Origin of the sequence: Moorella naiadis (nom. illeg.) (assembly GCF_051020825.1) — a bacterium.
Taxonomy (GTDB): Bacteria; Bacillota; DSM-521; order Neomoorellales; family Neomoorellaceae; genus Neomoorella; species Neomoorella naiadis.
The window spans coordinates 81,708-108,557 of record NZ_JAXGFQ010000012.1 but is presented as its reverse complement, the minus strand read 5'-3'; the positions used below and the strand labels follow the sequence as shown (position 1 = coordinate 108,557).

General features: G+C 51.5%; 19 protein-coding genes and 1 CRISPR repeat array. All 19 genes read right to left on the bottom strand.

The window, feature by feature from the left end:
- Positions 1-234: 234 nt before the first annotated feature.
- Positions 235-7,240: direct repeats of the CRISPR family, unit length 30 nt; unit sequence GTTTCAATCCCTGATAGGTAGGCTGCAGAC.
- Positions 7,241-7,415: 175 nt separating this feature from the next.
- Complete coding sequence (gene cas6 / locus SDD30_RS09695) at positions 7,416-8,180, bottom strand: CRISPR-associated endoribonuclease Cas6 (protein WP_434074711.1); 765 nt, start codon at positions 8,178-8,180, stop codon at positions 7,416-7,418.
- Between the two features lie 18 nt (positions 8,181-8,198).
- Entirely contained in the window at positions 8,199-8,462 is a 264-nt protein-coding gene (gene cas2, locus SDD30_RS09690; RefSeq protein WP_434074710.1) for a CRISPR-associated endonuclease Cas2, read from the bottom strand.
- Positions 8,463-8,464: 2 nt separating this feature from the next.
- A complete protein-coding gene (gene cas1b / locus SDD30_RS09685) occupies positions 8,465-9,457 on the bottom strand; it encodes a type I-B CRISPR-associated endonuclease Cas1b (protein ID WP_434074709.1) in 993 nt (330 codons plus the stop codon).
- Between the two features lie 13 nt (positions 9,458-9,470).
- The gene (gene cas4 / locus SDD30_RS09680; protein WP_434074708.1) at positions 9,471-9,980 is read right to left on the bottom strand and encodes a CRISPR-associated protein Cas4; all 510 of its coding nucleotides are present in this window, start codon (positions 9,978-9,980) and stop codon (positions 9,471-9,473) included.
- Positions 9,967-12,246 (bottom strand): CRISPR-associated helicase Cas3', encoded by a 2,280-nt coding sequence (gene cas3 / locus SDD30_RS09675; protein WP_434074707.1) that lies wholly within the window; start codon positions 12,244-12,246, stop codon positions 9,967-9,969. The genes cas4 and cas3 overlap by 14 nt, the downstream gene beginning before the upstream one ends.
- Positions 12,233-12,955 (bottom strand): type I-B CRISPR-associated protein Cas5b, encoded by a 723-nt coding sequence (gene cas5b / locus SDD30_RS09670; RefSeq protein ID WP_434074706.1) that lies wholly within the window; start codon positions 12,953-12,955, stop codon positions 12,233-12,235. The genes cas3 and cas5b overlap by 14 nt, the downstream gene beginning before the upstream one ends.
- A gap of 5 nt (positions 12,956-12,960) precedes the next feature.
- Complete coding sequence (gene cas7b / locus SDD30_RS09665) at positions 12,961-13,875, bottom strand: type I-B CRISPR-associated protein Cas7/Csh2 (RefSeq protein ID WP_434074705.1); 915 nt, start codon at positions 13,873-13,875, stop codon at positions 12,961-12,963.
- 91 nt (positions 13,876-13,966) lie between these two features.
- On the bottom strand, positions 13,967-14,398 hold the full coding sequence (locus SDD30_RS09660; protein WP_434074704.1) for a TM1802 family CRISPR-associated protein: 432 nt from the start codon (positions 14,396-14,398) through the stop codon (positions 13,967-13,969).
- Positions 14,388-15,887, bottom strand: coding sequence for a TM1802 family CRISPR-associated protein (locus SDD30_RS09655; RefSeq protein ID WP_434074703.1), 1,500 nt, complete (start codon positions 15,885-15,887; stop codon positions 14,388-14,390). The genes SDD30_RS09660 and SDD30_RS09655 overlap by 11 nt, the downstream gene beginning before the upstream one ends.
- 285 nt (positions 15,888-16,172) lie before the next feature.
- Positions 16,173-17,300: a type III-B CRISPR module RAMP protein Cmr6 gene (gene cmr6, locus SDD30_RS09650; RefSeq protein ID WP_434074702.1), complete on the bottom strand. Its 1,128-nt coding sequence runs from the start codon at positions 17,298-17,300 to the stop codon at positions 16,173-16,175.
- Positions 17,300-17,716, bottom strand: a complete 417-nt coding sequence (gene cmr5, locus SDD30_RS09645) for a type III-B CRISPR module-associated protein Cmr5 (RefSeq protein ID WP_434074701.1) — start codon at positions 17,714-17,716, stop codon at positions 17,300-17,302. Before cmr5 ends, cmr6 begins: the two co-directional genes overlap by 1 nt.
- On the bottom strand, positions 17,713-18,558 hold the full coding sequence (gene cmr4, locus SDD30_RS09640; protein WP_434074700.1) for a type III-B CRISPR module RAMP protein Cmr4: 846 nt from the start codon (positions 18,556-18,558) through the stop codon (positions 17,713-17,715). Before cmr4 ends, cmr5 begins: the two co-directional genes overlap by 4 nt.
- Entirely contained in the window at positions 18,558-19,697 is a 1,140-nt protein-coding gene (locus SDD30_RS09635; protein WP_434074699.1) for a type III-B CRISPR module-associated Cmr3 family protein, read from the bottom strand. The genes cmr4 and SDD30_RS09635 overlap by 1 nt, the downstream gene beginning before the upstream one ends.
- Positions 19,697-21,595, bottom strand: a complete 1,899-nt coding sequence (cas10, locus tag SDD30_RS09630) for a type III-B CRISPR-associated protein Cas10/Cmr2 (RefSeq protein WP_434074698.1) — start codon at positions 21,593-21,595, stop codon at positions 19,697-19,699. Before cas10 ends, SDD30_RS09635 begins: the two co-directional genes overlap by 1 nt.
- Entirely contained in the window at positions 21,592-22,779 is a 1,188-nt protein-coding gene (gene cmr1, locus SDD30_RS09625; protein ID WP_434074697.1) for a type III-B CRISPR module RAMP protein Cmr1, read from the bottom strand. Before cmr1 ends, cas10 begins: the two co-directional genes overlap by 4 nt.
- Positions 22,780-22,818: 39 nt before the next feature.
- The gene (gene csx20, locus SDD30_RS09620) at positions 22,819-23,202 is read right to left on the bottom strand and encodes a CRISPR-associated protein Csx20 (protein WP_434074718.1); all 384 of its coding nucleotides are present in this window, start codon (positions 23,200-23,202) and stop codon (positions 22,819-22,821) included.
- Between the two features lie 31 nt (positions 23,203-23,233).
- Complete coding sequence (gene csx2 / locus SDD30_RS09615) at positions 23,234-24,619, bottom strand: TIGR02221 family CRISPR-associated protein (RefSeq protein WP_434074696.1); 1,386 nt, start codon at positions 24,617-24,619, stop codon at positions 23,234-23,236.
- Positions 24,620-24,732: 113 nt separating this feature from the next.
- The gene (locus SDD30_RS09610) at positions 24,733-25,665 is read right to left on the bottom strand and encodes a CRISPR-associated protein Csx14 (RefSeq protein ID WP_434074695.1); all 933 of its coding nucleotides are present in this window, start codon (positions 25,663-25,665) and stop codon (positions 24,733-24,735) included.
- Positions 25,666-25,875: 210 nt separating this feature from the next.
- Positions 25,876-26,820, bottom strand: a complete 945-nt coding sequence (gene prmA / locus SDD30_RS09605) for a 50S ribosomal protein L11 methyltransferase (RefSeq protein ID WP_434074694.1) — start codon at positions 26,818-26,820, stop codon at positions 25,876-25,878.
- Positions 26,821-26,850 lie beyond the last annotated feature (30 nt).

The following is a 26,850-nucleotide window of genomic DNA, read 5'->3' as shown; positions in this document are numbered from 1 at the left end:
GAGATACCTGTCTGTCTGGAAATTCTTCGTTGGGATTCTCCTTCCTGGTAGTATTTTAAAATGAGTTCCTGTTTCTGCAGCAAGTTAATCATATCCCCCATTTACCTCACTTCCGTAGTGACCTACTTCAGTGAGTTTATCTTAGGGTGGGGTACTTTTCAATGACTATGGTGGTATACTATTAGGCTATCATAAACATACGATGTTCGCGGATGGCCTTAAATACATTTTCCCGTTTCAATCCCTGATAGGTAGGCTGCAGACTGGCAGGACCTGGCGCCGCCCAATACATGGGGAAGCGTTTCAATCCCTGATAGGTAGGCTGCAGACGTAGACATTTGATAAGCCGCCTGCTCCCCGAAGCCCAGTTTCAATCCCTGATAGGTAGGCTGCAGACCCTTCTGGTTGTATTGTATTATATCCTTTTGCATTTGTGTTTCAATCCCTGATAGGTAGGCTGCAGACAAGTCCACTGCCTGGTGTAGTAGCTGGCCATTGGCGTTTCAATCCCTGATAGGTAGGCTGCAGACTGGTACGGCAGGCTGGTCGACTTGTCCCGGTCTGCCGTTTCAATCCCTGATAGGTAGGCTGCAGACGTTGACGCTGGAGTTACTTTTGATTATGACCACTCGGTTTCAATCCCTGATAGGTAGGCTGCAGACGGAACATAACAATGTTGGTTTATGAGAAAGTTGCTCGGTTTCAATCCCTGATAGGTAGGCTGCAGACTTATGTAGTGATATATTAACTTAGTACTATTCATATAGTTTCAATCCCTGATAGGTAGGCTGCAGACTCTGATTGTATTGTATCATGCATTTTTGTGTCTGTGTTTCAATCCCTGATAGGTAGGCTGCAGACCGACCTGAGCGCGTGGTCAGGCAGCAAGTCCAGAGGCGTTTCAATCCCTGATAGGTAGGCTGCAGACCCACGGGACGCCAAAGTGCGCGACGAAATTGTATCCGTGTTTCAATCCCTGATAGGTAGGCTGCAGACCCCCGACGAACCCGCTGCATTTATGGAGTATGCTTGTTTCAATCCCTGATAGGTAGGCTGCAGACATTTATCCCGGCCCGCTGAAAGCCGTTAATCCCGGGTTTCAATCCCTGATAGGTAGGCTGCAGACATAGGGGATCGGGGAGATAGATAGCTATTTTGTTATGGTTTCAATCCCTGATAGGTAGGCTGCAGACATAATAATTTCCTTATATATGAATATATTGATGTACGTTTCAATCCCTGATAGGTAGGCTGCAGACAGCCACGCAACGTCTTGCGGCCCATCCAGGACCTGGTTTCAATCCCTGATAGGTAGGCTGCAGACTTCTGTTCTTATTGTACTACACGTTTTTGTCCTTGTGTTTCAATCCCTGATAGGTAGGCTGCAGACTGTCGGACCGCTTGCTCCCAAGGTTCACTGTTGGAGCGTTTCAATCCCTGATAGGTAGGCTGCAGACCCAGGTCATAGTTCGCCCATCGCTTGTTTTTGGTATGTTTCAATCCCTGATAGGTAGGCTGCAGACACTGAATATCACGGCCTCTGGACTTGCTACCTGGCCACGTTTCAATCCCTGATAGGTAGGCTGCAGACCCGGTGTAGCTACACGGCGCACCGGGATGGAGGACAGGTTTCAATCCCTGATAGGTAGGCTGCAGACGCTGGCTATGCCTGTATCCAGGTTTTGCAACCTTAGTTTCAATCCCTGATAGGTAGGCTGCAGACAAAGGAGACGGGAGGAAAATGACAATGTGGCTTAGGTTTCAATCCCTGATAGGTAGGCTGCAGACTAATATTACCACTGCCACCACCCAAATCTTGCTGGGGTTTCAATCCCTGATAGGTAGGCTGCAGACCTACCCCTACTTCCGCTGGCGGAAATGCCACCACCTGTTTCAATCCCTGATAGGTAGGCTGCAGACTGGACCACATCACCCATGGCGGTTTCCTCCTTTTGCCAGTTTCAATCCCTGATAGGTAGGCTGCAGACTCCGGCAGGTTGGGCAACACCAGATGCCTCTTGCGGTTTCAATCCCTGATAGGTAGGCTGCAGACACTCCTAAGACCGGCCAGCAACTAGCCGACAAGAAAGTTTCAATCCCTGATAGGTAGGCTGCAGACATAGACTGGCTGAGGCCCTGGAAAGGTTCCTCAACGCGTTTCAATCCCTGATAGGTAGGCTGCAGACCATGAAGGCCAGGATTAAGCAAGCTGAGATGCGGAGTTTCAATCCCTGATAGGTAGGCTGCAGACACGGGTCGCAGCGACCGCCTTCATTTCCTCTTCGTCCGTTTCAATCCCTGATAGGTAGGCTGCAGACGTGGTCAAAGTGCAGGTCCACAGACCGTGACGGTATTCGGTTTCAATCCCTGATAGGTAGGCTGCAGACGGACCGCTGCCACCCAAAGTCCACTGCTGGTGCTAGGTTTCAATCCCTGATAGGTAGGCTGCAGACTACTCCAGCCGGGTGATAACCCTGACCTGGAGGTCTTGTTTCAATCCCTGATAGGTAGGCTGCAGACGTTAAATCGTATTTGTGTGTTTTACCATTGAGCACATGTTTCAATCCCTGATAGGTAGGCTGCAGACAGATCGTGTCGTCAGGGTGATTAAGAAATCATATCGGGTTTCAATCCCTGATAGGTAGGCTGCAGACCGAAAGAGCAGGTCAGGAACCTCTTGAGGTCGATACACCAGTTTCAATCCCTGATAGGTAGGCTGCAGACCGGGAAGACATCGAGTATAAGGGCCTGATGCAGGAGTTTCAATCCCTGATAGGTAGGCTGCAGACAAAAGTGTAACAAGGAGGGCTCAAAATGTTTTCCTGGGTTTCAATCCCTGATAGGTAGGCTGCAGACTTCCGCCTACGCCCCCGAAGGGGCGTTTCGGCCCGGTTTCAATCCCTGATAGGTAGGCTGCAGACTATCTGATTACGGAATATCTGAAAGGAGGACGCGTGTTTCAATCCCTGATAGGTAGGCTGCAGACATAAAAAATGGATACTGGTCCAAGCGCCGACAGGCAGTTTCAATCCCTGATAGGTAGGCTGCAGACTTTTCGGCCTGGTGCAAAGAAAACAACATTGACTATCGTTTCAATCCCTGATAGGTAGGCTGCAGACTGATGTCGAACTCCTCTGCAGGCACCGGGTCGCCGAGTTTCAATCCCTGATAGGTAGGCTGCAGACATAAACGCGACTGCCATGGTGCCCGGCGCGGCCGGGTTTCAATCCCTGATAGGTAGGCTGCAGACTGATAGTAGACGATTCAATGTGATCTGGCCCCATAAGTTTCAATCCCTGATAGGTAGGCTGCAGACTTTCTGTTCTTATTGTACCATACTCTTTTGTCCGCGTGTTTCAATCCCTGATAGGTAGGCTGCAGACGGATGGAAAGAAGCGGAATTGATTGCGGACACATTGGTTTCAATCCCTGATAGGTAGGCTGCAGACTTGGTTTATGAACCAGGTGATTGCGTCGCCTGGATGGTTTCAATCCCTGATAGGTAGGCTGCAGACCCGCTCTCTGAACTCCCTGATGAGCCTGCTGCATTTAGTTTCAATCCCTGATAGGTAGGCTGCAGACCGGGGCATTCGATTTCCCCTTCCCCGTCACAGCGGGGGGTTTCAATCCCTGATAGGTAGGCTGCAGACAAGACTGGCAGGATCACTGGGAGACTGAGATTGAGGTTTCAATCCCTGATAGGTAGGCTGCAGACCTGCCACGGCCTTCGGCCTTGCGGCCTGAGCGCGTGGCGTTTCAATCCCTGATAGGTAGGCTGCAGACGCATGGCAAGGCAGCTACGCGTCCGATATGAATATCAGTTTCAATCCCTGATAGGTAGGCTGCAGACGGTGATTGCGTCGCCTGGATGCAGGAGCATCGTCGAGTTTCAATCCCTGATAGGTAGGCTGCAGACGGTGTTGGGGGCAAAAAGGTAAAGCATACCTTCCCCGTTTCAATCCCTGATAGGTAGGCTGCAGACGCGGCCCCGGGCCCCAAAATCCTGTCCGGGGAGCGTTGTTTCAATCCCTGATAGGTAGGCTGCAGACTCGATGTACTAAACTACTAACCTGTATGCGTATTCATGTTTCAATCCCTGATAGGTAGGCTGCAGACAAATTCGCGCGCAGTCATGTTCATTTTCCTCCCTTGGGTTTCAATCCCTGATAGGTAGGCTGCAGACTAGATCGGCATGGTATGATCTAGCTTAGGGAAGGTGTTTCAATCCCTGATAGGTAGGCTGCAGACGCTCACTATGATTGCTCCTAGTTAGCACAAGTATTCGTTTCAATCCCTGATAGGTAGGCTGCAGACTTAACGAAGCTGGCCGTCGGTGGTATAATAATTTCCTGTTTCAATCCCTGATAGGTAGGCTGCAGACCAAATAATCGCGGATAATCTGCTCAATCTCAGTCTCCGTTTCAATCCCTGATAGGTAGGCTGCAGACATGGAAGTGGGAAGTTCACCGGGATTGCTCCCGGCGTTTCAATCCCTGATAGGTAGGCTGCAGACACGGTCCCCGTTGTGCGAGCATCACCGCTATCTGCTCGTTTCAATCCCTGATAGGTAGGCTGCAGACCATGTTTTTGCCAAAGAGCAACTACCAGGCAACAACGACGTTTCAATCCCTGATAGGTAGGCTGCAGACGGAGCAAGCGGTCCGACATAGCAGCCAGCCGGGCCGGTTTCAATCCCTGATAGGTAGGCTGCAGACGCCGGGAGCAATCCCGGTGAACTTCCCACTTCCATGTTTCAATCCCTGATAGGTAGGCTGCAGACGATAGACTCTTCCTCTCCACAATATGGCAAAAGCTGGTGTTTCAATCCCTGATAGGTAGGCTGCAGACTGCACTATCATTGTACTACACGTTTTTGTCCTTGTGTTTCAATCCCTGATAGGTAGGCTGCAGACGGCATTGGTGCAGAAGCTTAAAAACCTCACCGACACCGTTTCAATCCCTGATAGGTAGGCTGCAGACGCCGGGATGTACACGGCACCCGGGAAGAAGCCGAAAGTTTCAATCCCTGATAGGTAGGCTGCAGACTTTTCTTCCAGCATACCACTGGACGGCCCTTCCAGGGTTTCAATCCCTGATAGGTAGGCTGCAGACACGGCGGCACTTAAGGCCCAGTTAGCCCAAAGGTTGGTTTCAATCCCTGATAGGTAGGCTGCAGACAGGACGAGATCGCCCGGCTGGAAGCCGAGATTGAGGAGTTTCAATCCCTGATAGGTAGGCTGCAGACGTGCCCCTGGCCTGGGCGATAGACCGCTTCAGGACCGAGTTTCAATCCCTGATAGGTAGGCTGCAGACGGAAGAACAAATCGCAGAAGCCGTCCGATTCGGAAGGGTTTCAATCCCTGATAGGTAGGCTGCAGACCAGGCTGTCGCGGTTATGATGAAATCCTTACAGAAGATGTTTCAATCCCTGATAGGTAGGCTGCAGACCAACACCATACTAAATAGGCTGGGCGGGGGAATATTGTTTCAATCCCTGATAGGTAGGCTGCAGACAGGCAATTGCTTGCCTTGCGCCCACGAATACTACTAGTTTCAATCCCTGATAGGTAGGCTGCAGACTAGATCGGCATGGTATGATCTAGCTTAGGGAGGGTGTTTCAATCCCTGATAGGTAGGCTGCAGACACAAAAATTCCCTTGCTGTCATCCTCGAATCCTCCCTGTTTCAATCCCTGATAGGTAGGCTGCAGACTCAGCCTGGCTTTGCCATTTTTCCACGATATTCGAGTTTCAATCCCTGATAGGTAGGCTGCAGACCCCGGCGGCGTTCACGGGCAAGCTGCCGGGCCTTGGGTTTCAATCCCTGATAGGTAGGCTGCAGACGGGCAGGTGCCGGAAGTGCCCCGTTCTTCGATTTTTTCGTTTCAATCCCTGATAGGTAGGCTGCAGACTTCAGGCTTATTGCCATTTTCTACCCCGCTTTTTTCTCGTTTCAATCCCTGATAGGTAGGCTGCAGACTATCTATAAAGTAGACGGCCCAGTATTCTTTGTCCATCGTTTCAATCCCTGATAGGTAGGCTGCAGACGTCAAACTGCACCAGGGCGGCGTTTTGGTTTGCGGCGTTTCAATCCCTGATAGGTAGGCTGCAGACGAACACAACTTTATCTGGGGCGACCACTCCATTACCGAGTTTCAATCCCTGATAGGTAGGCTGCAGACATCAAGGCATAGTCGCGATGGTCTTTGCATCTGGCGTTTCAATCCCTGATAGGTAGGCTGCAGACCGCCGTTAACATTAATATACCGACACGTGTTGCAATGTTTCAATCCCTGATAGGTAGGCTGCAGACTTTGACGGAAGGCGAGTTTAAAGCGGTTGCTCTCTATGTTTCAATCCCTGATAGGTAGGCTGCAGACGGTCCACAGACCCTTCTGGTACTCATACCGTACCCGTTTCAATCCCTGATAGGTAGGCTGCAGACAGGAGGATTGTAATGACTGGATACGATGCATATCTGTTTCAATCCCTGATAGGTAGGCTGCAGACACGTTTTCAAAGAACCTAACCTATCTAGCCTAATTTGGTTTCAATCCCTGATAGGTAGGCTGCAGACTAAACCTCTGCATGTAGTAAGTAATGGGAGTTTCTTCGTTTCAATCCCTGATAGGTAGGCTGCAGACATGGTTTCCGCGATTTCTGCCTCCCAGTGATCCTGCGTTTCAATCCCTGATAGGTAGGCTGCAGACAAATAGTCGCGGATGGTTTCCGCGATTTCTGCCTCCGTTTCAATCCCTGATAGGTAGGCTGCAGACACGTGGTGGCGTTATTAGAAGAACGCCCGTGTGGGAGGTTTCAATCCCTGATAGGTAGGCTGCAGACATGTCCGGCGTATTTGTACGCCGGACGAAATCCCCGGTTTCAATCCCTGATAGGTAGGCTGCAGACTGATATTCGCGGCAAGTTTGGCAATCGCCAGGACATGTTTCAATCCCTGATAGGTAGGCTGCAGACTCTGGCTTTATTGTATCATGCGTTTTTGTCCTTGTGTTTCAATCCCTGATAGGTAGGCTGCAGACCATAACCCAACGCGAGGAATCTAGAATCACCTCTTCAGTTTCAATCCCTGATAGGTAGGCTGCAGACACCCCGGCACTATTGTTAGCTGGAGAAAGGCCCGGCGATGTTTCAATCCCTGATAGGTAGGCTGCAGACCTGCGCCGGCAGCATGCCCTGGATCAACGGGTCGTGTTTCAATCCCTGATAGGTAGGCTGCAGACCCCAATTTATATAGCATTCTGGCTCATTTTTTACTTTACCACAGATAGAGCTAAAAAGGGCTCGTATTATTAAACCAAGCAAAATCAACAATCACGTCAATTTTTCCTGTCGTCGATCTCCCGGGGATTTTGCATTATTGGAGGTCGACGACATTTTTCCTTTTGATTACCTTAATTAGACAACCGGTTCCAGCATACCAAAGCCCTGGGAATTTTTGGACCCAATGCCTGCGCTAAATGCCAAACGAAGCAATCGCGGATCACCGGACAGTATATATTGACCCATCCAACCCTTAACCACCGTTTCCTTATAATATACTACTTTAAGGTCATTACTCCTAACGTTAACTGGTTGTAACTCCAGGGGGGTCTCGGGTGAAAGTTCAATTCCCAGGGCAGTGGCCTTTTTAAGCAGGTTGGCTTTAACTTGCTGCCCGAACTCTTTTTCCGCCGGGTGGTAGTAATAAGTTTTCTTTTTTCCCTCCGGATTCTGCAGGGTAGAATAAACCGTTACTGGGGATAGAGCTCTGCCCCTGGCTCTGCCGTTACTAAAGTCCGGCAGAGGGGTTAAAGCCAGCGCCCCGGGCCAGAACACGACATTTCCCAAATGTATTTCATCTACCGTCAGAAGGGCTTCCGCCAGGTCCTCGATAAACTCTTTTAACGGGCTACCAACTTTAAATTTTATCGGCGAATAAAAGACTATATGGCCATCTCTTACCTCTTTAACCCGCCCTATAAGGCGTGAAAATACAAAAAGGCGGAATGTCCTTTCTCCGGCCACGAAACCTTGAGCATGGACCTGAGGCATCCTGTCTTTTACCTTACTATAAATAAATCCCTGGAGCAAGTTGTTATAGTGAATAGGTAAGGTTAAACTATCGTTTTCAGCTGTGGCCAGTTCAACCTGAAGATGCATATCCATATTTCCCTTCAACATTTCCTTTCAACCAGCCTTCTAATAAATATTACTTTCGCCGCCTTTAACAACACCGAGGGATTCCCTCTGGGAGTATCTGGTGGTCCGAAAAGTATAGAACATTACTGAATCCTCATCGGTGACAATAATTCGCTTCAACTCCATCTTTAGCTTTTTATAATTGGCCTCGGAAATATCACCCTCCAGGACGGAGTTCTGGACCCAGTACAAGTATTTACGGCTCACTTTTAATACCTTGGCGACCCTTTTTTCATTAACATCATAAACCTCAATAACAAACATTTTCACCACCTGGCCTGGAAGGGTTCGTACTCTTTTTCCGCTATCAGGTGTTTCTCCAGTTTGTAAAGCTCCATTCTGATAAGGCGCCGGTAGGAAACATTACGTCCCAGCTCCCGGTGTCGGATGGTAGTGGCGATTTTATCCTCATATTCTTTGATAAAAAGCATACGGCCACTATCGTTGAGAACTATGCCTCCCAATTTCTTTTGAAAATGGTTCTTTTTAATCATGTTCCTGCCAATGAGGCTGAAGATTAAACGGTCAACTATTAGGGGCTTAAATATCTCAGCCACATCCAGGTTCAGTGAAAATCGGCGAAAATTGGACGTATGCAGGAACCCTATCCGCGGATCCAGGTGGGTACGATAAATCTCACTTAAAGCCGTAGTATACAGCAGGGTATTACCGAAGCTAATCAGGGCGTTTAATTGATTCTGGGGTGGTCTCCTGCTCCTTTCATTAAAGGTAAAGTCGGGGTCGTCGATGATTATGTCGAAGGCTTGATAATACCTCTCCCTGATATTACCCTCGATGGCCATAAGTTCTTCAATACTGCCCACCCGTTCAACTGAAGCAGCAAGGGAATCAATATGATCCAGGGTAACGCTTAAATCTTTGCCTCTATTTTTATAATAGGTGAGTACCTGCCTGATATTCCTGGCAGCTCCATCAACAAAGGCTCTGGCAATCTTCATTCTCTGTTCCTGTACCAGGTAATGCTCAGCCTGCTTGATAATCATATAACCGGAGTTGTAGTGCTCCCGGGGATAATAGCTGCCAACGTAATAGTTATAGTGGTTGTAAAAATGGAGAATTATCTCTTTCTCCGTGAGGAACTCCAATAAACGTTTATTAATGTCTAATTCCCCGAAGATGTGGATCTCGCTCACATCTTCTACGGGAATAAATTTTTTGCCGTCCGCCATGATCAGGCAAAGGGTATTATTTTCCCTTTTTAGTTCGCCATCGTTCAAAACATAGATCGACTTTTTCATGCTTCCGCCACCTTCAGGCCCAGCAATACTCAGCATAGGCGCAGGGCCGGCACCATTTTATCTTCACCGGTGATGGGGGAAAAGGTTGGGCCACAACTTCGCGCACGCCGGCGATGGCCCTTTCTACAGCCTCTACCCCCGCTGCATCAAGGACTATTTCTTCCCTTTGCTTTTCCAAAGGAAAAAGTAAAACCCCCTTTAAGTCGAGACCATAACCCTTGAGGACATAGAGATAATATAGCAACTGCAGGCGGGCGCTTTCCCTGGCATGGCTGGATTTTTTGATCTCACCAATGACGACCTCCCCTCGGGCACCACGTACTAGATCGATTTTGATATTGCCGACCAGAACTTCATGCCGGTCGCGGTTATAGGCCTTCTCATGCAGGAAACGCCCCAGGACCACATTATCATCATTTTCATCCGGGGTCATCTGCCGGGCTATTAGCCAGGCCTGGCGGGGACAAATGGTATAGTACCAGATAAGGGTACCATTTACCGGCGGCAGGTTAGTATCCAACATCCTTCCCACCCTCCATAAGGGCGGCGATCTTTACCGGGACAAAACCCGTTTCCCGCCGGTAAATACGCCCTATGCCTTCCCCCTGCACCAGCCACAGGTCGGGAAAGAGCTCCCTTATGGCTGTTTCATCCCCGCCATAAATCATGCCCCCTTCCCGCTGGTACCACTCGTCGAGGTGTTTTTTGGGAACGGATATTGCGTGCCTGGTAATCTCCCTGAAGGCCTGACGCCTTTTTTCGATTTCCCGAAAATCACCTTTATCCTCCGGCGCGAGCGACGCACAAATGGTGGCCAATAATTGGGAGACTCTCTCACCTAACCCTTCTACGGCACCTTTTATTACCAGCATCACTTCATCAGGCCGCTTGTCCGGGTACAGGTCAATATACTCACCCCACCGGCCTTCAGTAATATTGCGCCACAGGTCTGAATCATTAACGGCCCCCTGCACGGCCTTAAAATAATCCTGGATTATTTCCCGGCAGTCCTTTTCATCGAAATACTCTCGTAAAACCTGACGGGTCAGGTTGAGTAAGGTTGGATCATAAATGTGGGAAGCGAAATTTCGGCCCTTCGCGTCCACCAGTTCCGCCAGGTAGATTTGCCCCCGCCGGGGACCAGCATTACGATTACAACGGCCGGCCACCTGGACGATACTGTCCATGGGCCCTAGGTCACGAAAGACCATGGCAAAGTCCAGATCCATGCCCGCTTCGATAACCTGGGTGGCAACCAGACAGCGCGGCTCGCCCCTTTGCTCCCTTTCTTTTAATTGCCGGAATATCTTCTCCCGGTGCACCGGGGCTACCCAGGCCGAGAGGAATAGCGGTTCCGCCCCCCTAGCCTTCATAGCCAGGTACATACGCAGGGCCGCTTCACGGGTATTTAAGACTATGAGGCAGTCGTTATTCAAAGCCCCCCTTCCTACCAAAAAATCGGCTGCGTCTTCAATGGTCATCTGACGGTTTAACCAGTGAAATTCGTGCCTAATAATGGGAAAAGACACCGGCTCCAGGGCCAGTTCCTGCCCTGCCGCGATGCCGGGCTGGGTGGCGGTCATGAGGATAAAGGTGGTCCCCAGGCGTTCCGTTAATAGCTCCAGCGTCTTACCAAAGCCCTGCCAGCAGGTGGCCGGAATGGACTGGGGCTCATCCAGGATAACAATAGCCCGGCTTAAGCGGTGAAAGGACATGGCCTCATTCACCCTTGGCGAATAAAGTACTTCCCACATTTTGGCCAAGGTAGTCACGATTACCGGCTCCTGCCAGTAGCGGTAAAAGGCTATAAAGCGCCGGTTGGCCTCGTCTGCTTCACTGTCTTCTTCATTCGTCACTCCATCCGGGAAATTGAGATGGTGGTCTTCCATAACATATGGGAAGACCTCCCGGGCTACCGCCGTATTCTGTTCCACCAGGCTGACAAAGGGAAGGACGTAGAGGATACCTGTTGCTTCCAATTGGCCGGCAGCCTCCATGGCTACCTGGAGACCGGTGATGGTTTTACCGGCGCCGGTAGGCAGGGTGAGGGTATATATCCCAGGGGCTTTCATAATTTGTGAGGCGGCGGTTACCACCTTTTGCCTTATCTGGCTGCGCCACCGGGCCAGTTTTTTATCCTTCAGGGAGGCGATATAGTTTTGAGTTTTCTTCTGGTCTATAACCAAAGGCGAGCAGGTTATATCGCCTCCTATGGCATCCAGGCGGTCGGCCGCCACCAGCAGGGAAGTTAGTAACCGCAATTTGAGCCAGTCCTGCAATGCATCCGCTGTATCCGGGCCGTAAAGCTCGACGGAATTAAAGATTATATCCTCCCACTCTTCTTCATCAGGCAACAGGTCAGCCCAGCGGGAAACATCAATTCCCAGTTCTCCGGCTACCCTGGTGGCTCCCGGCCACCAGGGTAGCCTCTTGATAGTCTTTTGCCATTCTGCATAGGCCCGGTTGCCCCAGAGCCGCTTGATATCGGCCAGGTTCTCCAGGGAGGTATGGTGGCGCCGCACGGCTTCAGCACAAATAAGGTCACCGGTCCGGGCCAGGACGAGGACGGCCGATGGTTCGGCATGGCTAAAACGCAGGCGCTCCCCGGCCAGCTTCCTTTGAAAGGCAGGATGGGACTTGGCCAGGTCATGGAGGAGAAGGGCCTCCTCTTGGCCCCGTTCAAGGTTAACTCGATACCAGGCCGCCATCTTAGAGGCTATGGTGCGGGTGCGGGAAAGGTGGTCTTCCAGCCTTTTACCCGGATGGCTGTAAATTTCACCAGGCTCCAAACCACGCCACCCTTTCCCCGCCTACCTGGGACACCGGCAGGTTGCCCCTGGCTTTTAGCCATAGGCACCCTTTGTTCTTGAAGTCCAGATAGACTACATTAACAGTTTCCTTTAACCGGCGTTCTGCGTCCAGGCGATAAGGTACCAGCTCCCGGTGGATGGTCCCACTGCGCAGGACATCCACCCGGGCACCCCCATATATCGGTAACACCGTGTTAATCCAGGTATCCTCTTCCCTGACTTCTACTTCATTAATTTCGCCCACATAAGCAATATCCGCCAGGGCCCAAGCCACTCCCAGATAGGGGGTATAGACAAACTCTCCCCTTTCCAGGCGCTTTTTTAGTTCGATATAGATGGCGCCACCGCGCAGGTAAACGCGGTAGGAGGGTTTCTTCACCAGCTGGTGTTTGGCCTGGATATGTTCGCTCATATCGCCGCTGGGGGATTTGAATTTGATCATATTGACAGTTGTCGTCATCCATAGGGGTTCCCGGTTAAATCCCAGAGCAATCTGGGTCCCGGCCAAATGGTGCCAGAATTCGGCCCGCCAGGAGCCACGGGCGGCGCCGTGGTCGAGGCCGGTTATGGCTCCTACAAGGCCGGCCACCGCCGTCGGTGGGGGAAAGGGAAAGGAGACCAGGGAGGTGGTGGTATATGGTTTTCTAAACATAGCCATATCAGCGGCAACGTCAAATACCAGGACCACCCTGATCACCTCAACTCGATGTTATTGCAACCGGCAGATTTGAACCTTTCCTCCCCCTTCAGCCTTAGCTCGCGGTCTTTAATAATCCTGACGGTCTCTATGACTTCCTTCTTATCAGCCAGGGCCTGGGCCAGGGGTGTCACATCAACCAGAATCTCATCCAACCGCCGCAGGGCTTTCTGCCGGTCGCGGATCAGCTCTTGGCCATCGGACAAGCAGAGGGCAACCTTTTCATCCAGGGCGCCAATCTTCCCGTCGAAACCCTGGCGGTATTTTATCTCCAGAAAGAAGCGGGCTTTATGCTCATTTTTGCTCCTGGTGATCAGGTTATCAGTGCCCTGCCACAGGCCCGCAGCCAGGTCCTCCAGGTCGGCATCATCGGCCCCGGTAAAGCCGGCGGCGTGCTGGTTGGCTATGCCGTACACGGCAACCAGGGCGAAGGGGACTTTATATTCGTTGCGGAAGGAGCGCTGTTCCTTCTCCTTGCCGCCTCGGCCCTCAGTGGCAAAGGCCGAGGTACCCTGGATAAACTCAAAGGTAGCAGCGTGGAGGGAGCGACCCCACTTAAACTGGACGGGGCCGGTCCAGGAGAAGGATTCGTTGCCCAGGGCGAAGGTTACTCCAAAGAGCCTGGTGTCCAGACATTCCCGCATGACTTCTTCCCCAGTATTTTTGCCGGTCATGGCCTTTAATTCCTCAAAACGTGCCTTTAAAGTTTTGGGTTCACTGTCGACAAAAACCCTTTTGCCCTGCCGCACCCATTCATCGCGGACCGTCCTTTTAACGCGCACATCAGAAACCAGTACCTGCTCCGTATCTTCATCGTAACGGGGGTGGTTCTCGTTCAAAGGATCACCGTTGGGGTTGGCATCCTTGACGGTGTAAAGGAAAAGGACTTCTCGCCTATTAGTAAAAGACATATTTTATGTACCTCCCTCTAAAACATAATTTTGATGAAAGCTGCTGTAGCGCAGCAGGGGTGCTTTAGCTTTAGTTACAATGTTGCCGGTATTACTCAGCATCAGTAGTCTCGTTTGCTTTTTCTCCATCCATTTTGCCGAATATCTTCCAGAAATACTTGCTGGCGCCGGCAAAACCGGTGGTAAAGGCAAAGTTGCCCTCCACACCCAATTCCTGGTCTTCACCTTTGAGGATTAAGCCATTTGCTTCGGCGGCCAGGGTAGCTATATAGCCACTGTACTTCATACTCTCCCTGTAGGCGGCCAGGAGCTGGGGTACCCGCGCTAGAAGTTTTTTCAAAGCCTTCATGTTCAGGCGGCCGAACTCCAGCTGCTTAAAAAGGGGTGCGCTGCTGATGTCCTTTTCCCCTTCCACCTGACTGCGGGCCATGTAACCCAGGACCACGCCGGCCAGAAAGACACCCCGCCCCAGGGGCGTCCCCATATAAGGATCCTTAAACTCATCCAGGAATTCAAGCTTCATAGTCTCCCCTCCTGCTGTTTACTCGGGTCATAAACTCTGCCAGGGCATGGGCAAAAAGGATACTTTCCTGGGCGCTGGACCAGCTGTCACTATCGAAAATCAGTTTACTCGTCCGGGCATTGACCATCTTCTTAAAAGTGGCTACAGACAACGTTTCACCCTGGAGCATCCGGGTAATAACCTTCAAGGCAAAATCGCGACAGACTTTTTTATCGGCTTCGCTCTTGCCGGCCAGGCGGCTCAGGGTTACGTACAAGGAACGCACCACCATATCCAGGGATAATAATTTGGTAACATCGCCAAAAAATGTCTGCATGGTTTCATTCCAGCGGTTTTCCAGGAAGGCCAGCCGTTCCGGTGGTACATCCTCGACCATCATGTGGACCAGTTCCTGAGCGTTGTTGCGTTCCCAGCAAACAAAGTGGAAGGCCAGGCCGGCATTATCTTTGCGGGCCAAATGGCTGAAAAATCGCTCCTCGCTTTTTTCTCCCGATGTCTGTAGGCGTTCATTCTCTAAATTAGCTTCCATATTTTTCAGGAGGCCAGAGAAAATATTCGACGCTGCCTCACCACCCACCGCTTCGGGGATAGCCCACAGCCGCATTCCTGGCAAAAGGGAGGTATTGGTGAGCCTCCTTTCGGCATGCTCGCGCCCGCCGGACATATTAGCCAGGCAGGTAAGACAAATGGGGAAAGTGGTCGCAGCACGTTCTTTGGCCAGGCCGGGGGTAAAGTTAACTTTGTCGTCAGTGGCGAACTTAAAGACCTTCTTCAATCCGGTAAAGTCGCTGGCAACCTGCCCGCAGATAGCGCAGACCTGACTCTCTTCCTGCTGGATAGGTGCCTCCCTGGAGTTTCGGGTCTTCGCCTTTGGATGGAAACCTTCGCCTTTCAATGATTCCTCCAGCTTGCGCTGGAAATAAGCGACAAAGGCCGGGATCTCCCCCGGGTAAAGGAACTGGCCTTCATACGCTGCACCGAAGACGATAATGTGGGATTGTTTGGGGTCCAGGTCATCCAGCACTATATCGATTTTTTTCTCCAGGTCAGTCAAAATTACATCAACCGAACCTGGTGCCATGGTTCCTGTAGCCTCGTATTCAAGGAGGAGTTTATTGCGGATCTTGAAGAAATGGCTATCTTTATCATGACGCCAGTCACCGGTTTTACCAAATAAATACTCTCTGTTTTTCTCCCGGTTACCCTTGGGTCGTCCCAACTTATGCAGGGGTGTAAAGCCCCAGGTGGCGGCCGAACCCACCCGCTCCCGGAAGAGATATTTCCTCTTCATGGCCGGCTCGGACTGAAAGTGGGCGACATCCACCCTGGCCACCCCCCGAACCACCAGCACCTCAGCCAGGGGATCGAGAATATCCAGGTAGACCCGGATTACCCGGCCTTCTTTCTCCAAAGGGTCTTTCAGATAAGGTTCCAGTCCCTCCCCCGCCTCCAGATCGCCCAAGGAATTTACGGCTTGGAGAAAACCCATGTTGTCACCACCTCAATTTTTAATTATATAAGTATAATATTTTCGTCTATAAAATATCATTATCTCATTTCTTTGTCAAGGGTTTACTAACATTACCCCTCTGGATAAAATAAGATATGCAAACCTTGCTACCTATAAGGAATTGAAACATTATTTAAGTTTAATGTGGAAATTAGCCTACCTATAAGGAATACCTTCTAACTTCACGATAGGTACCTTGCTGACAAATCCCACCAGGGATTTTCGTTTATATAATCATCTTCTCCCACATAGATTAAGCTTGTTTTACATTCCAAGGATCCTTTTGATGGCCTCTATTTTGGGGGTGTTCTTTTTGTTGGGCTTATGCCATTGATCGGGTCTGTGGGATTGGTACCATGCCGCCAGCAGAGTGGCAATTTCCTGACGCTCACGCGGGTCTGCTTTTTCATCTAGCATCTGGCGTATCCATCTGGTGGTTAGGGCCTGCATAAATTTTTCTGGTTCACAACTATAACCTTCTTCTTCCATTGCTAATCTGATAGGACCCATTAATGCCCGATTAGCCTGTGCCAAGTGTTGTTCCCATTTTTCCTGCCACCTGACTTCTAGTGCTTGCCGGCGGCTAAAACGACCGTAACCTGCCGCTGTTTTGGCGCCGGCACCCATAAAAGACAGAGCTTCCTCCATCCACCCGAGAACCCGTTTGCAGTCCTGGCGATCTTCTTCTATCCCAGGTCGGCGGGGGGCGATGGCAAAAAGGAAAACCTGTCCAGGCGCTACCGTGAGGAAAGGGATGGGTATTGGATTGAACCAGTCGGCCGGGGGCTCCCGCTTTGTTCCGTTTCCTTTATCGCTATTTTTATAGTAGGGATCATAGTGGGAGGTTATAACATCAGCCTGCACTTTTACAGTGTCTACAGGCAGGGCATCAAAAAAGATAACGCTGCCTGCCATCTTTTCTACACTTTCCCCCTCCGGCCCGAATATGCGCTTTATGGCGTCAGTGACGTTATCCAGAGTTTCCGTCCATGCGCGGACTACGCCCTTAACCGTAGAACCGGGTAAGTAGGGCACTCCCAGGGGGTGATGCCAGACAAAGCCGTTTTCCACCTGGTGCTCCCGACCCAGGCCGGTGACAAACCGCCAATCCGTGGCCAGGCAGCGTATGTCCCCCTGCCCGGAAAAAGCCAGGAAAACCATCCGCTCCACTGCTTCCGCTAACAATCCTGGATCGCCAACTGTGCGGCCGTCCAATTCCTTGACCCATTCCCATTTGCCCCTATCTTCCAACGCCCATTCTACACCGCTATTTTTACCTGTCTTTGTGAACCACTTATTGTAAAACTTATCGTACCAGAGGCCGGTATTAAAGCCGGCGTTATGATCGTACTTGGCCGGAGCAAGGTTACCGTGCTCATAAAGGGGTAACATCAGGTGTTCCCCCCTTTCTGGGGATCCTTCAGGTAGGCAACGGCAAATTTTTTCATCCACTCCAGCCAGGCCAGAGCTTCCACCTGGGCTCCTAGATAGGCAGTGCGATCATTTTGGACTATGGCTTCCATAAGATCGCGGGCACCGCTATAAGGAGCCTGCGGGTCGTTGCGGCAAAGCCACCCAGAAAGGGCTTCATAAAGCACCCAGTAGGGATCTTCCTTATTCCCCTCAGCCCGGGCCAGGAGAGTAGCCGCAGCCTGGCCCAACCCGTTAGTTAATATCATGGCCGGCAGGTTTTCAACGTAACCAGCTAACTTATTCGACTTTTCGGTGCGGGCGCCATATTTCTTCTCTATATCCTTTTCTTTTGCCAGGGCATTCCGGGCCCGTTCCTGTTCCAGGGTCTGCTTCACCTTTCGCTCCCCCCCTCTGACAGCCAGGTTACGGCGCACCAGCCCTGGCCCACGGTTTCGTTTCCCCCCACCTGCAGGTAGGGGCGTTCCGTAAACAGCTGTTTAAGTTGGGCTAAATATTTTTCTTTCCCCGGCCTGGCCATTAGCAGGGCGTAAAACAGGCTGTCCGGGGGCAGGGTCTCCTCATACCAGAGGTTCGTACTGATTTTTTTATCGTTGTCAAGTACATTCCGCGCGTTAACAGCCAGGCCGTAGCGGGCAAAATAGGCGAATTCATCATCCGATATCAGCACCATGCTGGTGGCCAGTCGTTTTTTTACCGGGGCATGGTAAATCAGTGGACTGACAGCAGTAGCTATTGCTTCCATACTGAAGCTTTTTACTGCAAAGGATAGCTCCTCCAGGTATAGGTGGTCTGGGCCAGCGGCAGTTAGAGCCTGTCCCTGTTGCAGTACCGGAATTTCTCCCGTTTCACCCCAGGTTAACCCTGCCAGGCTGCAATCGCGCCGGTAGCGCTCCAGAAGGTAAGGGCAGGTCACCCATTTATAATGACCATGCAAGGAGCGGACGGGCAGAAGTAAAAGGCGAGCATCGGTAACGGCTAGAGCTCCAGCACCGTTAGGGTTACCGAAAATTTCATCCACGGCCAGGTCAGCACCCGGTTTCTCCTGTTTATACTGTTCGGCCCGATCGCGCAGGGCGCCTTTCATACTGGAACCCACAATGACTGGATAATCGGTAGCTGCTTCCCGTGCCACCGGCAGATCGATTACCCCTGTTGTCTGGCCACTGCCGGGGTGCAGGCTGGTTTCCGCCAGCAATCCCAGGATTGCACTTGTCATTAATTAATCTCCTCCTTCCACTCGCCGATAGCTACCTGCCCATAACCAAAGGCCTTTCTGTGGCCCAAACACCTGCCATGCAGGTTATTTATGATTTTCCCATCTCGGGCTTCGGCTGCAAAAAACCAGGTGCTCCCTGCCGGTACAAGGGGTACCAGAGGGCGGGGCAGATTTAGGGCCAGGTCCCAACCGCCTACCTGAATAACCCGTCCCAGGCAGGCGGAAATGCATCTACCCGGCACATCAGGTGGTCCATCCAGAATGGCCCGGCCCGGATCTTCATACCAGCCCGGGGTAATGAGGGTTATGGTAAAATGGATCCTGCCGTTTTTATCCGGCTCCAGGGCCGGGAGTAAAGGTAAAAAACCCCTGCTGCCAACTTCATCCAGCTTTCTTGTTTCCACTTCCGCCAGGCGGGCTTCCCCACCCAAAGGTAGAACCTTGCGGGTTGCTATCTTCCATCCTTCAGGGATACCATGTACCAGGACAATAATTTTTAAGCCCGGCCGGGGACGAATATGTACCGCCCGGTAAAGCATGGATTCCAGGGCTGTACGGGAGTCATCCCGGCGTTCCAACCCGATATGGGGTTCTTCGACCCAGAGTTCACTTTTTGACTTTATATGCCCGCAGCCCGGTAGATTACCTTGTAAAATGGCTGCCAACCCTGTTCTGGTAATATAAAAGCCATCGGGCGAACTGGCACCCGGCAAAGCCTCTGCAGGCTGCGGTAATCTTATCTGTTCCCCCAGGTCACACACAACCTCTTGCCCGGGGAGCAGGCGCCGCAAAGTAAAGTTGTGTTTCTCTTTCTTGCCATGTAACACTTCTTTTTTAATTAACACATGGTATGGCATGGGGAATAGTAGTTCATCATCCAGAGCGATATAGGGTCCGCGGAATTGCAGGATACCCGGATCTTCATTGCCGCCCAGTTCGTCAGGCCATTCTTCTGTTCCCCCTGGTCGCCATCCCCGCTCCGCAGCCAACTGGGTACGGATGGCCCCCTGCAAGGTAGTTATATAAGGTGGAAAAGCGCCTTCTACCTGGCCATATCCTCCCTCACCTTTATTGTAAGGTAGACCATCACGGAAAAAACAGGTATCAAGCAAATGAAAGCTCCATTGCTGCCAGGCCATCAAATCGCTCCCTTCTGCACCAGAAACTTCACCAGGAGGGCCCCATCCAGGGTCAGGGGGCCTTCAGCTATATGAACTTTAGCTTCTGCATCCCGCCAGGAGCGGCGGCAAAGCCGGAGTAATCGCTTCATTCTTTCCCTGGCTTCTTCTTTGGTGCATTGTCGCTCTCTGTTTTTCAGGTATTCGGCTATAAGGAGTTCGACTGCATCCAGGTCGGAAAGGAGGCTTCCTTCATCTTTAAGGATGCGTAAACGAGAACGCAGGTTATAGAAAAAGCTATTATTAAACTCCCCCTTCCCGGTTTCACAACTTTGGAATGCTTTCACCAAAGCTGTAATAAGGTCAGGCGCTCCCTCCTGTTCTTTTATTACCTGCCAGGGTGCGGCCCAGATAAGGGCCCGCCCAGCGCCTTTCCAGACAGTTACGGCCAGGCTATCGCGCCCGGTATCTTCTTTGGCGACTTCATCCAGGAGGCGACAGACCTCGGCATAGACCACCGTTAAAGGCGTTGTATAGTGGGTATAAACGATAGCTGCTGAGATAGTCCCTTTATTGACGGCTTTATATATACCCTCTATCCCCTCGAAACTCCTGGTATAAGTTTCTTTTAACTCCAGGGCTGCCGGCAAAGCCTTATCCAGAGGCAATAATCCCAGGACGTCGTCACCACCCGCAAAAACAGTAATGCCATCGTGGTTTTCAATAATCCGGGGTACTTCCCGGCTAAACCTGGCCAGAGCGGTACTTACCAAAGCCGGTTTATATTCCTGAAGTAAAGCGCCCATCCGGTCCCCATCCATCTTCAGCATGGCGTAGAAGGGTGAAGCCGGCGGCCCAAGTTGCTCCAGATCTTTTTGTAACTCAAGAGCCGGGTTGGCCTGTTCCATTTCTTTTTGTTTATTTTTCATCCACAGGCTGGTATTTTGCATGGCGTTTACGAAAAAGCAGTTACCATCCAGGGAGGAAAAACCCTTAGCCTCTGGATGATCAGCCAGGAAATGGGCTAACCTGCTAAACTGCCCGGGATCTTCGCGCCCGGCAGTCTGGAGCAAACTATCTGCTTTGATTGCATAGCTGGCAGCCCCGGCGGGGTTGGTCTGGAGGATGCCTGCCAGCCAGGGCACCGCCGCCAAGTAAGGCGTGGAGGGGTAATGTACAGGCAGCCGCCATCCCAATGCCTCTTGCGCCACCAGGGGGAAAAGTCGCTTCACCAGGGCGACAGCGCAGAGGCGCTCATCCTCACCTATCTCCAATTCCCCGGCCAGTTGCCTTAATGCTTCCCAGAACCTGTCCTGCTGCCGGTGCTGGCGAATACGGATAAAGCCGGATAGCTCCTGGCGGTTACCCATAAGGGTACATTTATCGCCCGGCTCCACGGCCGGTACCTGGCTGCGCCAGTTTTTTCGTCGTTCCAGCAGGTCGCTTGCTTTACTATTACCGATAACCCAGGCTGTTTCCCAGAAAGTCGCAAGCTGCCGTTCCCAGATGGCCCGGGTCCCGTTACCGAGATGGGCGACCGGGGCAACAAAATGCGTCCAAACTACAGCGGCCAGGCGCGACCAAGCTTCCTGTACAGCCATGACTGCTTGATTGGGGTCATACCCGGCCGGTATTTCCGCTTGAAAGCGGTTGGGCAAGGTGGCGATGAACGGCCCCTTCTCCACCGGCGATCCCTCGCTGTGTCTCTGAATGGCTGCCAGAAGGGGATCATGAAATCCTTCCTCAGCGTTTATGGTAACAGCCGGGAGAAGTATTTTCCCTCTAGCTTTTATTACGTTCAAGATGGCATGTCCGGCCAGGTAAGAAAGGATAAAAGATCCGGCCCAAAAATCGCGGGTCCGGCGGGCCCAAGCGACAAACCCCTGCACCGGCCCCAGGGTGAAATACAGGGTGTTCAAGGGATCTTCACCTCCAACCGTGGGGAAAAGCTGTTAAGGAAGGCATCGATTACCCGCCAATCCGGGTCAGGTTTCTGGGGCAGGTCCAGAGACACGCTATAGCGCATCTGCTTTCCGCCTGTCTGCATCAGGATTTGCTCGCCAGCAGGTAAAAAACGCGCCGGTATAAAGGTTAAAACGGCTGCATATTGCTGGCCTACCTGGTGGATGTGCAGCAAAAGGGGGCTGGTACGGCGTTCCAGGTTTGAGGTTCCTTTAACAGCTACATTCCGGCCCAACGACCGGAAGTAATAATTATGGGGCAACCCGAAAACCACCCGGCGCGGCGGGGCTTCAGGCCTCCGCCCCAAAGCAACCGCCAGGGCGTTATCGTGATCATCAGCAAAAAGCTGTTTCGCCCTTTCCCCCCAGGGAAGCCGGTGTTCCTGTCCTCCACCATGGGAGCTCCCGTAACTGCGATATCTGAGCATCTGCCGGCCAATTTTCTCCAGGAGATCTATGGGGTCACTGGCAGTATCGCTTATGATAATACGGCTTCTTTTACTCAGGGCCGAATATTCCGGTAGGGTTGCCGGCAGTGGCCCCAGGCTATCTAGGAAGCCCTCAATTGTTTGTTTCAATTTCTCCAATGTAGTTGGTGCTTGATATTTCTCTTCTCCATTTACTCGCAGGGATTCCAGGTTCAAAGAACCGTAACCCCGGCGCGAACGGGACCCGGCGCCTCCCAAAAGCCCCAGGGCCATGAGGGACAGGACCAGCCCCCGGGTATCAGGTTCACTCCCGGTGTCACGCCGGCGGGAAGTAAAGTAGAGGCGCAGGGTGAATCGAGATGCTGGTTTAATATATCCCCGTCTATTCCCCTTGTTCCCATCTAATACACCGTAGCCTAAATAAGCCGCGCCACTACTTCCCGGCCAAATTTGCCCGGGAGGTTGTTCGGCCATTTCATTTCCTGCTAGTTGAATCGTAAAGGCCCCCTGACCCTCAGTGCTGCCGAAAAGCCTATTCTCTTCCTCCTGCACTTGCTCCCACGAACCATATCTACCCAGGGATGTGGCTCGATACCAGAATCTTAATAACCCCTTCAGTGAAGGAGGTCTGAGCTCGGGGCGACTTTGGTCCGCTCCCGCCATAAAAAGGGGTGTCGCTACTTTATAAATCGCTTCCAGGACAATTTCCGCCAATCTCCTCTCCCCCTCCAACAGTAATCATTACCTATGATCTCATTCATCCTGGTAAAGTCGGAAACGGCAATGGGCAAATACTTTTCTTGTCTCCACCTTCCCATCGATATGCACTTCCTCAACTATTTTCCTTTCACTCGTAGAATATATCGGGTAACAACCATGTTGCCTGGCCCATCTCACCATAATATAGGTAGCACCAAAATCCCCCTGTATCAGAAGATAATCATCCTCCTGCGCCTTTATCGCCAGCCATTGCTTCAGGGGACGCAGATATGGACCTAACTCCGGGAGGTGAGGGGGAACATTGGACCAGAGTTGCTGCAAATCGCAGGGAAGATAGATAAAATTCTTGACGCCGAGTATTGCCGCTGCTTCCTGCTTCTGGAGAGCTGTTAATTGATGTGAGAATAACAGGTACATATTCGTCAAGTAAAACCACTCCAGGTTATTTTTATAAATCTCTAAAGGGTATTTCTGCTGGTAGCCGGGTTATCTCCGGAACTACCCTGTCCAGATCACCCTGGAAAAGCAGCGTCTTTATGCCTTCCATGTAACTGCGAGCTGCTTCAATATCCCTTTCGACATCGTAAGTTTGCCTGTGAGTTAGACCTTTAGTTTGCTCATCAAACCCTGCGTGGGCAATCCTATTGCGGATGTTGTTAATCTCTTTATAAAGGGAAAATAGCCGCCTGCAGTCGGAACCGCTAAATTCTAGTTTATATAACAACTTTTTGCCCTTTTCCCGGGCATTTTTCTCAGTTAAGTCTATCTTAATCCCCTCTTTCCGATAAATCTCCAACAACCTGGTGATTATGGATTCTGCTAGGCAGATATACCCGCTGGCATAACGTCGATGTTCAAAATGCCAGCCAGCCAGCCGGAATTGAAATTCGGCGTTGGAATTTATCCCCGAAAATGTTTTTATAAAATCATTTACGTAGGGCATGAGGTATTGGAAAACCGGGACTATAATATCACCACTCCTGGCTAGAATCCCCTTCATACGGTCAACCTCTCGTCTCAAGTCCGGTAGATAGTTGATATTAATGAGTTCCGAAATCTTCCGGGTTGGCTCGGCGATCGCGTTACCCGCGAGAAGTTCGGCCATAAGATAACCATTGCTGTAATTTAGGAAATCGTAAACAGCTTTTACCCATCTGGAAATCTCAAAAAGGATTTTCAGATCAACTACTGGTACATAACCCAGTTCCCTGCTCGCATCGAGCATACCATAATAGACACCACTGAGTTTTAATTGTCGTCGTAGCCGGAGGGTCTCAACAAAGTCTAGCATTATATACATAAACAGAGGTATGGAGCGGAAAGAATGGGTAATGTCCAGATAGATATCGTCATTGAGGCCCAATTCGTTGGCGATGTCCATGAAAACATGGATATTGTTCTGCAGCTCTTGCTGAGTAACGCCATAATCCATGAGATAGCATCTCGATCCTGCAACCGCAGAAGGGTTTATGCTTTTTAAGTAGTCATCAATTACCTCACCAACTCTATTAAGTTCCTCCCTTTTGACCATTGATCGACCTGCCCCGGATTGCTTGATTTTCTGCTCTAAAGCCTCGCGAAAGCCGATATCCCATTCTAAGCCGGCTTCTTCAACAAAATAATCGTAAACTACTTCCCAGATCGACCTGCCGGTTCCAACCAGATAAATTCGATCTACTTTAAGATGCCGGGCCAAGGCTGCCGCTATGAATGGAGTTTCATACTCTAGCCCCTCATCTTGAAATCTGTAGCTAACATTATCGTATTTTCGTTCCTCCATTTGCATATTTCTTAATCTACCGGTACCAATGGCTGATATGAGGACTCTGGCCATAGATTCTTCCCCTTTTCCTTTATTGCCTCAACAGATTGAATTATTACCAGGTACTTGTTAATCAACTTAGCAGGCCTCTTGTTTGGTCGGCGTCAGCGGGTGGGAACTTCCTTTTATCCCTTGCTGTTGCTATGTACCTGACTCAGGCACCCTGTACACCCAAACGCTATAAACTCTCGTTCATGAAAGTAAGAAGAGAATTCAGCAATCAAGACACTGCGCTCGATGGTGCCTGCCGGGTAGCCCAGCCATTCCCGCAACTTTTCATAAACACTGCGCAGCTGGTTGGCCACGGTCTGCTCCTTTTTATAAAGCCGGGCGGCAATGGCTCTATTGTCCAACCCGCGGCAGACGAGTTCGACTACTTCCCGTTCCGCCGGCGTCAGCCAGTGGCGGATGAACTCACCCTGGCGCTTGGCGCGCTCGTCGCGGGTTAACTTCTCGTACCAGGCCACTACCTCGGCGGGGTCATCCAGTTCGGTTACCGTCCGTACCAGCGTGCCTGCTTCCTGCCAGCGTAACACCGGTACAGGCACCAGCCAGACTTTCTCCCCCGCGGGAAGGTGCAGGCGGCGCCGGTCACCGGGCTGCCATCCTTCGGTAACCAAGTGCCAGACGCAATCTTCAGGTCCAAAGAGGAGCTGGGCCACGACCATAGCCATGATACCCATAACTTTACGGCCCCCGGAGACACACAGGTGAACAATAAAACCCTCTTGCCTGGCCCGGCGCACCTCACCGTACAGGGTACGCCACAGGGCTTGCAGGTCGGCATTATTACAAAAATCCCGTATCTTCTCCTGCCCGGCGGTCACCGGCACCGGCCGCAACTGGATGCCAGGGTAGAACCGGCTTCTAAATTCACCCGCTACCATGTCCATGGCTTTCTGCACGGCGGGATTCTCGGTGTAGACTACGGCCACCTCGCTAACGACCTGGCCGCCGGCAAGCAAGCGATCCAGGGTGATAGTTACCACCTGGGGTTCCACGCCCAGGGTGGCAATCAAGATTTCCCGGTTCTGCCTGTCTCTTCCTGCCGCGTTCATCTTTATCATACCTCCTGGCTGCGGGATAGCCAGGTCGCCCGGCTACCATTTTTTATAGTAGCCCGATACTAAAAATCACAGGGGTTGCATCATTGTGGTAAAGAAGTAATTCGCCACCAGGGGAGAATTTCCTCTTAAAAAAATGACCCGCCTACAAAAAACGGCGGGCATTAAGAAAGATGCGACAAAATGATATGATCAAAACTGCTCTTAGACTTTTATTCCGGTTGAAGCCAACAGGGTAAACCACTCGCCCATTACCAATGTATCGCTCATAACGAACCCGGCAGCCATTAATCCGGCTTTAACTCCCTCGGCTTTACCCCTGGAGATACCAGAGGCGATCAGCCTGCCGCCGGGTGTTAATACCCGGCGGGCTGCAGGGATCAAAGGCAGAATAATCTCCGCCAGGATATTGGCGATTACCACATCAAAGGGGCCCGCCACGCCCTCAAGCAGGTCATTAACCCTTACTTCCACCCGGTCGGTAACGCCGTTGCGGGTGACATTTTGCCGGGCTACCTCCACGGCAACCGGATCCAAATCTAGAGCCAGCACCGCTCCGGCCCCCAGTTTGGCAGCGGCCAGGGCCAGGACGCCGGTACCGCAGCCGACGTCGACTACCCTATCACCAGGCTGTAAAACCTTCTCTAGGGCCCGGAGGCTGAGGACAGTCGTCGGGTGGGTGCCGGTGCCGAAGGCCATCCCCGGATCAATTGCCAGGACCACTTCTCCCGCGGCCGGGGAATAATCCTCCCAGGAGGGCTTAATGGTCAACTTCTCCGTCACCCGCACCGGGTGATAGTATTGCTTCCACTTATGTGCCCACTCGGCGTCATCAGCCAGGCGGTAGGCCAGGGTCGCCGGTCCCGGGTCCAGTCCCATGGCTGCCAGGCCCTTGACCCTGGCTGTAATAGCAGCTGCCAGCTCTTCCCGCCAGGAGATGGCTGGTAGATAGGCCTTGACCCGTACCCCGGTTTCCGGGTAATTGGCCGGATCCAGGTCGTAAATCTCGCCATAGGGCTTTGACCATTCCCTGGTCAGGTCGGCGCTATCCTCAATGACTACCCCGTCGGCGCCATAACCTTCTAGAACCGCGGCTACAACTTCCGTGGCTTCAGATGTAGTTAGAACCTGTACCTCGATCCAGTGCATAGATTTATGCCGGGCTCCTTATCCAACAAT

Bases quoted from the DNA above. Each gene is read 5' to 3' on its own strand.
- cas6 (WP_434074711.1), bottom strand. From the start codon at position 8,180: ATGTTGAAGGGAAATATGGATATGCATCTTCAGGTTGAACTGGCCACA.
- cas2 (WP_434074710.1), bottom strand. From the start codon at position 8,462: ATGTTTGTTATTGAGGTTTATGATGTTAATGAAAAAAGGGTCGCCAAG.
- cas1b (WP_434074709.1), bottom strand. From the start codon at position 9,457: ATGAAAAAGTCGATCTATGTTTTGAACGATGGCGAACTAAAAAGGGAA.
- cas4 (WP_434074708.1), bottom strand. From the start codon at position 9,980: ATGTTGGATACTAACCTGCCGCCGGTAAATGGTACCCTTATCTGGTAC.
- cas7b (WP_434074705.1), bottom strand. From the start codon at position 13,875: ATGTCTTTTACTAATAGGCGAGAAGTCCTTTTCCTTTACACCGTCAAG.
- SDD30_RS09660 (WP_434074704.1), bottom strand. From the start codon at position 14,398: ATGAAGCTTGAATTCCTGGATGAGTTTAAGGATCCTTATATGGGGACG.
- SDD30_RS09655 (WP_434074703.1), bottom strand. From the start codon at position 15,887: ATGGGTTTTCTCCAAGCCGTAAATTCCTTGGGCGATCTGGAGGCGGGG.
- cmr6 (WP_434074702.1), bottom strand. From the start codon at position 17,300: ATGTTACCCCTTTATGAGCACGGTAACCTTGCTCCGGCCAAGTACGAT.
- cmr4 (WP_434074700.1), bottom strand. From the start codon at position 18,558: ATGACAAGTGCAATCCTGGGATTGCTGGCGGAAACCAGCCTGCACCCC.
- SDD30_RS09635 (WP_434074699.1), bottom strand. From the start codon at position 19,697: ATGGCCTGGCAGCAATGGAGCTTTCATTTGCTTGATACCTGTTTTTTC.
- csx20 (WP_434074718.1), bottom strand. From the start codon at position 23,202: ATGTACCTGTTATTCTCACATCAATTAACAGCTCTCCAGAAGCAGGAA.
- csx2 (WP_434074696.1), bottom strand. From the start codon at position 24,619: ATGGCCAGAGTCCTCATATCAGCCATTGGTACCGGTAGATTAAGAAAT.
- SDD30_RS09610 (WP_434074695.1), bottom strand. From the start codon at position 25,665: ATGAACGCGGCAGGAAGAGACAGGCAGAACCGGGAAATCTTGATTGCC.
- prmA (WP_434074694.1), bottom strand. From the start codon at position 26,820: ATGCACTGGATCGAGGTACAGGTTCTAACTACATCTGAAGCCACGGAA.